Origin of the sequence: Alistipes sp. An31A, assembly GCF_002159425.1 — a bacterium.
GTDB lineage: Bacteria > Bacteroidota > Bacteroidia > Bacteroidales > Rikenellaceae > Alistipes > Alistipes excrementigallinarum.
This window is the reverse complement of the sequence record NZ_NFIO01000009.1, coordinates 101,230-111,051: the sequence shown is the minus strand read 5'-3', so window position 1 is coordinate 111,051 and position 9,822 is coordinate 101,230. Positions and strand designations below refer to the sequence as shown.

General features: G+C 65.3%; 9 protein-coding genes. 5 read left to right on the top strand and 4 right to left on the bottom strand.

Annotated elements, in window-relative coordinates; genetic code table 11:
- The first annotated feature begins 237 nt into the window (after positions 1-237).
- From B5F90_RS08650 to B5F90_RS08640, 3 genes are read left to right on the top strand one after another with little or no spacing between them, the layout of a single operon-like run.
- Positions 238-1,197 carry an SPFH domain-containing protein gene (locus B5F90_RS08650; protein WP_087362403.1) on the top strand — a complete coding sequence of 320 codons (960 nt, stop codon included), beginning with the start codon at positions 238-240 and terminating at the stop codon, positions 1,195-1,197.
- 11 nt (positions 1,198-1,208) lie between these two features.
- A complete protein-coding gene (locus B5F90_RS08645) occupies positions 1,209-1,670 on the top strand; it encodes a hypothetical protein (RefSeq protein ID WP_087362402.1) in 462 nt (153 codons plus the stop codon).
- Positions 1,667-2,119: a hypothetical protein gene (locus B5F90_RS08640; RefSeq protein ID WP_106634532.1), complete on the top strand. Its 453-nt coding sequence runs from the start codon at positions 1,667-1,669 to the stop codon at positions 2,117-2,119. The genes B5F90_RS08645 and B5F90_RS08640 overlap by 4 nt, the downstream gene beginning before the upstream one ends.
- A gap of 267 nt (positions 2,120-2,386) precedes the next feature.
- Here B5F90_RS08640 and B5F90_RS08635 read toward each other — a convergent pair whose 3' ends face one another.
- Together B5F90_RS08635 and B5F90_RS08630 are read right to left on the bottom strand one after the other, a co-directional pair.
- The gene (locus B5F90_RS08635; protein WP_087362400.1) at positions 2,387-4,552 is read right to left on the bottom strand and encodes a hypothetical protein; all 2,166 of its coding nucleotides are present in this window, start codon (positions 4,550-4,552) and stop codon (positions 2,387-2,389) included.
- 9 nt (positions 4,553-4,561) lie between these two features.
- Entirely contained in the window at positions 4,562-4,942 is a 381-nt protein-coding gene (locus B5F90_RS08630; protein ID WP_087362399.1) for a hypothetical protein, read from the bottom strand.
- A gap of 861 nt (positions 4,943-5,803) precedes the next feature.
- Between B5F90_RS08630 and B5F90_RS08625 the strand changes: the two genes are divergently transcribed.
- The gene (locus tag B5F90_RS08625) at positions 5,804-6,517 is read left to right on the top strand and encodes a Sir2 family NAD-dependent protein deacetylase (RefSeq protein ID WP_087362398.1); all 714 of its coding nucleotides are present in this window, start codon (positions 5,804-5,806) and stop codon (positions 6,515-6,517) included.
- 906 nt (positions 6,518-7,423) lie between these two features.
- On the top strand, positions 7,424-8,044 hold the full coding sequence (locus B5F90_RS08620) for a trimeric intracellular cation channel family protein (RefSeq protein ID WP_087362397.1): 621 nt from the start codon (positions 7,424-7,426) through the stop codon (positions 8,042-8,044).
- A gap of 104 nt (positions 8,045-8,148) precedes the next feature.
- Here B5F90_RS08620 and meaB read toward each other — a convergent pair whose 3' ends face one another.
- Entirely contained in the window at positions 8,149-9,279 is a 1,131-nt protein-coding gene (gene meaB / locus B5F90_RS08615; protein WP_087362396.1) for a methylmalonyl Co-A mutase-associated GTPase MeaB, read from the bottom strand.
- A gap of 41 nt (positions 9,280-9,320) precedes the next feature.
- Positions 9,321-9,785 (bottom strand): hypothetical protein, encoded by a 465-nt coding sequence (locus tag B5F90_RS08610; RefSeq protein ID WP_087362395.1) that lies wholly within the window; start codon positions 9,783-9,785, stop codon positions 9,321-9,323.
- Between the last annotated feature and the right edge of the window lie 37 nt (positions 9,786-9,822).

Here is a 9,822-nt window from a genome sequence, read left to right as displayed (position 1 = left end):
CTCTCCGCTCTGTCCCCTCTCCGCTCTGTCCCCTCTCCGCTCTGCCCCCTCTCCGCTCTGTCCCCTCTCCGCTCTGTCCCCTCTCCGCTCCGTCCCCTCTCCGCTCCGTCCCGTTCCCGTCCCGTTCCTGTCCCCGTCCCCTCTTTTGGCGGGGCGCCGCTTCGTCGCTTTTTTTCGGTCCGAGGGTTGAAAAACCGGAAAAATTGTTTAGATTTGTGATATCAAAATAATATCATCATGAAAAACGACAACTTTGTCTATTCCGGTTGGAAGACGCGCGGTCTTCCCATGCTGCTTGTGACGCTGGCGCTGCTCGGCGTCGGCATCTGGCTGGTAATCGAGGGCGGCATCCGGCTCGACGCGCAGCTGAGCGGTGGCGGCGGCCTGCTCGCTGCGGGCATCGTGCTCTGCCTCGCGGCGGCGCTTTCGTCGGGCGGCTTCATGCTGCTCGAACCCAACGAGGCGCGGGTGATGCTCTTCTTCGGCCAATACCGCGGGACCTTCTACGAGACAGGCTACTGGTGGGTCAACCCCTTCCTCTCGGCCAAGCAGATTTCGCTGCGGCTCCGCAACCTCAATGCCGAGCCCATCAAGGTCAACGACAAGTGCGGCAACCCCGTCATGATAGGTCTCGTGCTCGTCTGGCGCATCAAACGCGATGAGGTCTACCGCTCGGTCTTCGAGATTGACGCGGCCCCCGCAACGCCCGGCGGCAACGTCTCTGCAGCGGCTCGGATGACGGTGCTGGACCGCTTCGTCGGGGTGCAGAGCGATGCGGCGCTGCGCCAGGTGGCCGGGCTCTATGCCTATGACAATACGGGCGTTGAGGCGGGTGAGCTCACGCTCCGCTCCAACAGCGAGGAGATTAACGCGCAGCTCGAGCAGACGTTGAACGACCGCCTGGCGATGGCCGGCATCGAGGTGGTCGAGGCGCGCATCAACTACCTGGCCTACGCCCCCGAGATTGCCGCCGTCATGTTGCGCCGCCAGCAGGCCGACGCCATCATTTCGGCCCGCGAGAAGATTGTCGAGGGGGCCGTCACGATGGTGCGCATGGCCCTCGAGCGCCTTTCCGAAGAGGAGGTGGTCGAGCTGGACGAGGAGCGCAAGGCCGCCATGGTCTCGAACCTGCTCGTGGTGCTCTGCGCCGATGAGGCGGCTCAGCCCGTGGTCAATGCCGGGACGCTGCATCATTGAGTAAGGTAACGATGTCCAAGAGTCAGGATACCAGAAGTTTCGTGCTGCGTGTCGATGCCGCGGCGATGGAGGCGCTCGAAGCGTGGGCCGACGACGAGTTCCGCAGCATCAACGGCCAGCTGCAGTGGATTCTTGCCGACGCCCTGCGCCGCAGCGGGCGGCTGCCCGGGCGGCGGCGTGCGCGGAGCGGCCGCGGCGTTGCGCCGGAGGAAGTTGCGCCGGTTGAGGCCGCGCCGGAGGGAGCTGCGCCGGAGGGGGCCGCTTCGGACGGGTCGGTGTCGGCCCGTGCCGGAGCGGAAGGAGCCGGAGCAAACAGTGCCGCGCCGGAGGGGACTGCGTCGGTTGAGGCCGCATTGGAGAAACCCGCGCCGGCCGGGACAGGCACGGAAAACGCCGTGCCGGAGGGAACCTGTCCGGCTGCGGACAAGGCAAAAAGCGAGGCAAAAAACGAGACCCAAAGAAGCAATAGATGAAGAGTCGTGAATCATATGGCGCTTTTGCGCCGGAGCGCATACGGGCCTTCGTGCGCAGCCGCCTGTGGTTGGCCCTGCCGGCCGTTGCGGGGGTGGGCTTCGGCTGCTTGTGGCTCTATCGGCGCTATGTCGAGGGGCTTCCGGCCGGCGATGCCGTCCTCAAGGGGGCCTTCTATGCGCTGACGCTCGCCCTTTGCTGGGCCATCGGCATCTGGGGCGCAACGGCCCCCGAGGTTGAATCCGACCGCGAGGAGGCTCCGCGCGGTGCATCGCGGCGCGCCTTGATGTTCTGTGTGCTGCTCCTTGTGGCGCTGGTCTGCCTGCGTCCGGTGCTGGCGTGGGCCGCGGGTGAACTCTCGCCCGTGCAGGGAGGCTTCTCCCTCCTGCTGCGGCTGCTGGCGGCTGGGGCCGTGCTGCTGCCCATGTGGCTGCACGAGCGGTTGAAGTGACGCGCCGCAGAGGCCGACAAGAGCCATAGAAGCCGACAAACCCGGCCAAGGGCTGAGAGCCGCTGCCGAGGGCTGACAAACCCGGCAAGAGGGCTGGAAAAACGGCCGAGAGGGCTGGGAAATACGGCCGAGAGGCTGACAACCACGGCCGTGGGCTGAGAAACCCGGCAAGAGGGCTGGAAAATACAGCCGAAAGGCTGACAAACACAAAAGGAGGGCGTTCCGTGCGGAACGCCCTCCTTTGTTGTGTGGGTTGGACGGTGCGGCTCAGTTGACCTTGCGAATCGTGCCGCTCCATACCGAGCGAATCGTGTTCTTCGGGTCGGCGTCGTCCTTCATCTCGTACTGGATTTCAACCTTGCCATCCTCCAGCTCGGTGATTTCGATGGTGCCCTCCGTTGCGGGTGCGCCGATGTACTGGCTGGCGCTGAAGTCGTAGTAGAGGTAGGGCCACGTACCGCGCTTGACGGCAAACTCCTGGTATCCGGGGATGAACTCGCCGGCCTGTGGATTGTCGGGGTCCTTCGGCGTGGTGTAGGTGCCGGCAATCGAGGTGGCACCCTCGGCGGCCAGCACGTCGAGCTGGAAGGCCTCGTCGGTGGTGTTGTTGTCTACCAGAATCTCGAACTCGGTGGCTCCCTCGAAGTAGCTCGTGTAGGTCCACACGCGGCACTCCGAAGCATCATCCGGATTGAAGAGCACGGTCTTGTCCTCGTGCAGGATGCTCAGCCAGTCGCCCGCAGGCTTCTCGGGTGCGTTGTCGATGAAGTTGACATCGCCCATCGGATAGGTGCCCTTGATGGAGACACCCTCGGGCGTGGTGACGTCGACGATGAACTCATACTGGCTGCCCGAGCGCTTCACCTCGATGGTGCCCTCCTGAGCGAAGCCAATCAGCGGCGTCTCTTCGAGCGACTCGACCTGCTGGAGGTAGGTGCCGTAGTAGTAGACGTAGCCCATCAGGTTGAAGGTCGAGCCCTGGGTGAAGGTCATCGGCGAGACGTAGTCGTTGCTCGGCGAGTAGACGCCCTCGGCCAGCACCATCTCCTCCTTGCTCGAAAGGGGCTTCGAGAGCAGGTCGATGGTCAGCTGGTGGCCGTGTGCCAGGTAACCGCCCTCGACGGTGCCCTCCTGGAGCCTGATGGTGTAGCGGTCGCTCTCGTCGCCGGTGTACTCCCAGGTGGCCGAAGCCGAGGTGAAGGTGACATTGACCGGTTCGCGGATGACCGGTGCGCCGCCCGACGGGTCGGTGCGGTCGACGAAGGCGAGCTCACCCTCGTAGGTGAATGCGAAGTTCTCCTCCTCGGTGCCCACCACGAAGGTGCCCTCGATGAGGTATCCCTTCTGCGTGTGGAGAACCGTGATTTCGCCCTCGACGGGCTTGCGGTAGGCGATGGTGCCGTCCTGCTTCTTTTCGCGGGCCCACGTGTAGTCGGGGTTGGCCGTGCCGGTGGTTGCGCCGCTCTTGAGCGTATAGGTGCCCTCGGGCAGCCGGGCTGCCGAGGCGTCCTGGCTGGCCTGGCCGTAGAGGTCGAGGTAGAGGATGATGCCCGGTTCGGTGGGAACCTGTTCGCCCTGGTCGTCGATTTCGAAGGGAACGTTGCTCAGTCCGATGTAGTAGTTGGCCGAGCCGTCGCTGCCCGTGCCGCCCTGATAGGTGGCGTCGGTGACGGTCGTCAGCGTGAAGGTGTCACCCGTCGAGGGTTCGGGGTCGGGCTCGCCCTGCGTCTCGCTCACGCAGCGCACCGAACATCCGGCCGCACGGTTCGAGCTGCTCTGCGGATTGAGGTAGGCGGCCAGGAAGTTGAGGATGTAGGAGTACTGCTCCTGCGTGGCGGTCGAGGTCCAATAGGAGGCCTGTCCGCCCACGAAGCTCCAGGTGCCCGATGCGGCGCCGCGGTTGCCGGCGGCGGGGTAGTAGCCCAGCAGTGCGTGGCGGCGTCCGAAGGCGGCCTCGTCGTAGATGAAGTTGGCCTCGTTGACCCCCTTCCAGCTGCCGTTGCGCGGCACGCGCCATCCCGGAGGGCAGGGGTCGAAGAGCGTCTTGCCGCCGTCGGCCGCCGTCTCCCACAGACGGTTGTTCTTGGCCGTACCGTCGGCCGTCAGCCGGTCGTAGTAGTCGTCGCCGATGCGGGTGCCGTAGTAGAAGGTGGTGGGGTGCTCGACGGCATTCTGCAGGTTGTTCGAGGCGGTCACCTGCTCGTTGGCGAAGAGGTCGGTGGCTGCCGTTCCCGAGGCGTCATAGACCGTGATGTCGTTCAGGTCGTTCCATCCGGCGCCCGACGGGAAGGGGTCCTTGCGTCCCCACTGGTAGACGAAACCCTTGGCCGAGCCCGTCTCGTCGTAGTCGTCGCTCAGGGCGCCCAGGTTGCGCGTCATCCAGCTCAGTCCGTTGAGCTTCGGAGCCTGCGACGAGGGGTCGTAGTCCGTCACCCAGATGTGCTAGCTCCAGAGTATCCTGCCGTCGGCGTCGCGGACGGCGATGAGGGCGTTGCCCTGCCCTTCACCGGCCGTGAAGTGGACGCGGCCCTCCTCGAGGCGGACGTCGGAGAGCAGCGCGGGGGCATCCTGCCACAGCAGTGCGGCCGACGAGGGGGAGAGCTTCGTGGCGGCGAACGGTTCGGTCGATACGCCGTTGCCCATTACGGTGACGTCGAACGAATATGCGCCGGCGCCGTGCACCAGATAGCTGTTGGCGCATCCCGCAGCGCTCAGGTCGCTGCCGGTCGTTGCAGGGGGTGGTGTGGGGTTGGTTTCATCGTTCTTGCATCCGGTTGCAAACATCAGCGCAACCGAACACATCAGCAGCAGAAGTTGTTTCATGGAATAAGATTTTTAAGGGGTTTTGATGGGGTGAAAAAAACGTCGGACCGAACCCTGGCGGGCATTGATTTCTTCGGTTCGTCGTTCTTTTGGGTCTTGCGGGTCTTGTGGGTCTTGCTTGCTCTCTCTCGGTTCTCTCTTCGGCTCTCGGCCGGCTCTTTCTCGGCTCTCTTGCTCTCTCTTCAGTCTCTCGGGTTTTGATGACGAAATTATAAATACGCCGACGTTTGCAAATATTTTAATATGAAAATGCGTGTTATTAATAATATTTTTTATCGTCGGGGTCTGCCCGTTTTGGGGGTTTCGAAGTGCAGACATTCTGGTTTCGAGTGCTTTCGACCACTCTGCTGCAACCCTTGCGTTCTGTTCCGTGCTTACGGTGCGGCGGCCCGGAAGAGCGGGCAGCGGAGGTCGTACCGGTCGTGCCGGTCGTGCCGGTCGGGCCGCGGAGGGGCGGGGCGGAGGTTTTGGGCGGTCGTGCCGGGCGGTGGATGGAGGGGCGCCGAGCGGTAGCGGAGGTTTAGCCGGGCGGCGGATGGAGGGGCCGGCGGCTGTCTTGGACGGAGGCGGAGGCGTGTCGGGCGGAATGGCCGGATTGGCGGTCTCGGACGGTCGTGTTGGGCAATTGTCGCGCCGGACGGCGGATGGACCGGGGGGGCGTGGGCGACCTCCTCTGCCGCATGCGTGCCGTTGGAGCGTGCCCGTGTCCGTGCCCGTGTCCGTGCCCGTGTCCGTGCCCGTATCCGTGCCCGTGTCCGTGCCTTCCCGCAAATCGGATGTCCGCCGCGGAAAAACGGCGCCGAAACTTGTCTTTGCCCGCACGAAAGCGTATCTTTGAGGGTCACTAATGCATCCTGTCCTATGAAAAAGATTGTCGTCTTTACGGGAGCCGGCGTGAGCGCCGACAGCGGGCTGGCCACCTTCCGCGACTCCGACGGCCTGTGGGCCAACTACCGCATCGAGGAGGTCTGCACCCCCGAAGCGCTGGCGCGCGACCGGGCCAAGGTCATCGGCTTCTACAACATGCGCCGCCGCGAGCTGCTCGAAAAGCAGCCCAATGCCGGCCACTACGCCATTGCCGAGCTGGAGCGCGACTTTGCGGTCGAGGTGGTGACGCAGAACGTCGACAACTTCCACGAACGGGCCGGTTCGACCCATGTGACCCACCTCCACGGCGAGCTGATGAAGCTCCGCTCGGAGCGCAACCCCGACCTCATCGTGCCGATTGAAGGGTGGGAGCAGCCGCTCGACGCCAAGGCGCCGGACGGTGCGCTGCTGCGTCCCCACATCGTCTTCTTCGGCGAGCCGGTCCCGATGTTCGAACGGGCCGTCGAGCTGGTGCGCGGGGCCGACGTGCTGATTGTCGCCGGCACCTCGCTTGCGGTCTATCCCGCCGCCTCGCTCGTGCGCTACGTGCGGCCCGAGGTTCCGGTCTATCTGGTCGACCCGGGCAATCCCGACACGGCGTGGATTCGCAATCCGCTGACCCACATCCGCGAGCGTTCGGCCGTCGGCATGCCACGTCTGGTCCGCCAGCTGCGCGAGGCGGAGCATGCCCGGCAGGCAGGGAAGTAGTTGCGCGTCCCTCTGCGGCGGCCCGGCGGAGGGGCATAATTGCGCGTCCGTCGGCGGTCCGTCCAGCCGGAGTGTATGCCCGGACGCAGCCCGATGGGATGGCCCGGCAGGCGGGGGAGCCCGCTGAAACCATTCGCCCGCGGCTCGGAAGAGGGGAGCAATAGCGCGTCCGCCCGCGGCCCGGAAGAGGCAGCCCGTCGGAGCTTACCCGGTGACGCTGCGGCCCGGCGGGTGGGGGAGTCGTTGTGCGCCTCGTCAGTGGTCCGGGAGGCGGCGCCCGCAAAACTCGTCCGCCCGCGGCCCGGCCGGAGTGCATGCCCGGAGGCAACCGCCGGCCCCAACCCCTTCCGTGGCAGACCGTCGGGGCTTACCCGGTGGCGCTGCGGTTCGGCAGGCGGGGGAGTAATTACGTGTCCGTCTGTGGCCCGGCAGGGTAGCTCGAAGGGGCGACCCGGCGGGGAAATGCAGTCCGGGACGTCGGCCCGGCATTATCTCTTCGCCCGCGGCCCCGCGAAGGCGGCTCGGCAAAGGCAGCCCGGCGAAGGCGGCCCGGAGGGGTTTACCCGGTGGCGCTGCGGTCCGAGGGTGGAAGAGTAATCGTAGTCAGTCTGGGACCTGTGGGGGTGTGCCCGTCTGCGGTCCGGCCAGAGTGCGTGCCCGGAGGCAACCGCCGGCCCCAACCCCTTCTGCGGCAGCCCGTCAGGGAGCGCACGGCCGTGGCCCATGGAGCGGATCCCTCGGAGCGCTCCCCCGCAAAAATCGCACGGCCGTAGCCCATGGCGCGGACCCCTCGGGACGCTCCCCGGCAAAAATCGCGCGGCGGGCATGGCTTTTGCCCTCACCTTCGCTATCTTTGCGGCCGGAACGGGCGGGGCCTCTCCGTCCGCCTCTAAATCTGCACACACTATGACCGTCTCTTTCGTCATCGAGATGCTCGGCACGCTGGCCTTCGCCATCAGCGGCATCCGGCTCGCTTCGGCCAAGAAGTTCGACTGGTTCGGCGCCTACGTCGTGGGCTTCACCACGGCCATTGGCGGCGGAACGCTGCGCGACGTGATGCTCTCGACAACCCCCTTCTGGATGCTTGACAGCGTCTATCTGGTCGTCACGGCCATCGCCCTGGGCATCGTCATCGCGCTGGGGCGCTACCTCATCCGGCTCAACAACACCTTCTTCGTCTTCGACGCCATCGGCCTGGGGCTCTTCACGGTCGTCGGCATCGAGAAGACCCTCGCGGCCGGCTTCCCGCTCTGGGTGGCCGTCATCATGGGCACCATCACCGGCGCGGCGGGCGGCGTGCTGCGCGACATCCTGATTAACGAGGTGCCGCTGATTTTCCGTAAGGAAATCTATGCGCTGGCCTGCGTCTTCGGCGGCGTGGTCTTCTGGCTCTGCGGCCACCTCGGCATCGGCGGCGCCGCGCTGCAGGTCATCACCGCCGTGGCGGTCATCGCGGCCCGCATCGTGGCCGTCTACTTCGGGCTGAAGCTCCCGACGCTCCGCGCCTCCGGCTCCCAGGAGCCGTAGGGGAGGCCGCAGCTCCCATCCGCTGACAGAGAAAAGAGCGGGAAGGCCGTCGCCTTCCCGCTCTTTTCGTTTCGCTGACACCGCCCCGCCGGGAGGCGTGCCGCCTATTTCCCGCCCTCGGCCGCCTTGTCGGCAAAGTAGAGGTCCAGCAGCTCCTTGGCCGCCACGAACGACGAGATGCGCGCGTCGAGCACCCGCTGCTCGTAGTCGCCGATGCGGCTCTCGATGGCCGGGTCCTGGTAAAAGGAGTTGCGCAGCGCCTCGTTGATGGATTCGTACATCCAGTACTTGTTCTGCCGGTTGCGGTTGTGCTGGAAGTAGCCGTTGCGCTCGGTGTGGTCGAGGAACTCCTCGACCCCCTTCCACACCTCCTCGAGCCCCGTGCCGTCGACCGACGAGCAGGTGTAGACCTGGGGCCGCCACTGCGATTCGGGTACGGGGAAGAGGCGCAGCGCGCTCTGGAACTGGGTCTTGGCCAGCTCGGCCTTGTGGACGTTCTCGCCGTCGGCCTTGGTGATGACCATCATGTCGGCCATCTCCATGATGCCGCGCTTGATGCCCTGCAGCTCGTCGCCGGCGCCTGAAATCTGCAGCAGCATGAACATGTCGACCATCGAGTGGACGGCCGTTTCGGACTGCCCGACGCCCACCGTCTCGATGAAAATCACGTCGAAGCCCGCCGCCTCGCACAGTACGATGGTCTCGCGCGTCTTGCGTGCCACGCCGCCCAGCGAACCGGCCGAGGGCGAGGGGCGGATGAAGACGTCGGGGTTGTGGCAGATGCTCTCCATGCGGGTCTTGTCGCCCAGAATCGAGCCGCCGCTCCGCTCCGACGAGGGGTCGATGGCCAGCACCGCCAGCTTGTGGCGCAGCGAGGTGACCATGTTGCCGATGGCTTCGATGAAGGTCGACTTGCCGGCGCCCGGGACGCCCGTGATGCCGATGCGCACCGACTTGCCGGCGTGGGGCAGGCAGCGTTCGATGATTTCCTGCGCCTGGGCGTAGTGTTTCGGGTTGCTCGACTCGACGAGCGTGATGGCCCGCGAGAGAATCGTGATGTCGCCGCGCAGGATGCCCTCGACGTATTCGTCGGTGGTCAGCACGCGCTTCTTGCGCCGTGTGAAGTAGGGATTTATGATGGGCTGGTCTTCAACACCTTCGGCTACGTTGAGCGCGCTGTCGTGATGAGCGTCGCAGTACTCCTTCTCGTAGTGGTTTATTTTGGTGAATGACATGCGGTTGTGTTTTATTAATAGGTATGTGAGATTGCGTTCCGTCAGAGGTTCCGGTCGATGTCTTCCGGCGTCAGCTGCAGCGTGTTGCCCAGCCACAGCACGCGGTTGCGCGCGTTGGTGAGCACCCCGAAGGGGACATAGTCGACCTCGAAGGCCGAGTAGTTCTGCCCCGAGGGGTCGAAACCCACGCCGGTGACCTCCGAGACGTAGGGTGCCAGCCGCTCCGCGACCGCTTCGGGCGCTTCGCGGGTGACGATGATGACCCGCAGACGCCTGTCGGCATGGCGGACCAGCTCGCGCAGCCGGTCGAGCGAGGCGAGCCCCGAGGGGTTCGACGAGTGGTAGAATTCGATATAGGTGAGCGGAGCCGACGCAGGCTTGCTGTCGGCGAGCCATGTGGCGATTCGGAGCTCGGGGGCGCGCTTACCGATGAGGATGCGCTGCGCGTGCGCCGCGTTGCACCATGCCAGCGGAAGCAGCAGACAGAGGAGTAGGATTTTTTTCATGGCCTGCGGGTTTATCCGCAAGCGAAGATACGAATTA

What these genes read in the sequence shown, in the direction of transcription:
- B5F90_RS08650 (WP_087362403.1), top strand. Translation starts at nt 238, where the DNA reads ATGAAAAACGACAACTTTGTCTATTCCGGTTGGAAGACGCGCGGTCTT.
- B5F90_RS08645 (WP_087362402.1), top strand. Translation starts at nt 1,209, where the DNA reads ATGTCCAAGAGTCAGGATACCAGAAGTTTCGTGCTGCGTGTCGATGCC.
- B5F90_RS08640 (WP_106634532.1), top strand. Translation starts at nt 1,667, where the DNA reads ATGAAGAGTCGTGAATCATATGGCGCTTTTGCGCCGGAGCGCATACGG.
- B5F90_RS08630 (WP_087362399.1), bottom strand. Translation starts at nt 4,942, where the DNA reads ATGAAACAACTTCTGCTGCTGATGTGTTCGGTTGCGCTGATGTTTGCA.
- B5F90_RS08625 (WP_087362398.1), top strand. Translation starts at nt 5,804, where the DNA reads ATGAAAAAGATTGTCGTCTTTACGGGAGCCGGCGTGAGCGCCGACAGC.
- B5F90_RS08620 (WP_087362397.1), top strand. Translation starts at nt 7,424, where the DNA reads ATGACCGTCTCTTTCGTCATCGAGATGCTCGGCACGCTGGCCTTCGCC.
- meaB (WP_087362396.1), bottom strand. Translation starts at nt 9,279, where the DNA reads ATGTCATTCACCAAAATAAACCACTACGAGAAGGAGTACTGCGACGCT.
- B5F90_RS08610 (WP_087362395.1), bottom strand. Translation starts at nt 9,785, where the DNA reads ATGAAAAAAATCCTACTCCTCTGTCTGCTGCTTCCGCTGGCATGGTGC.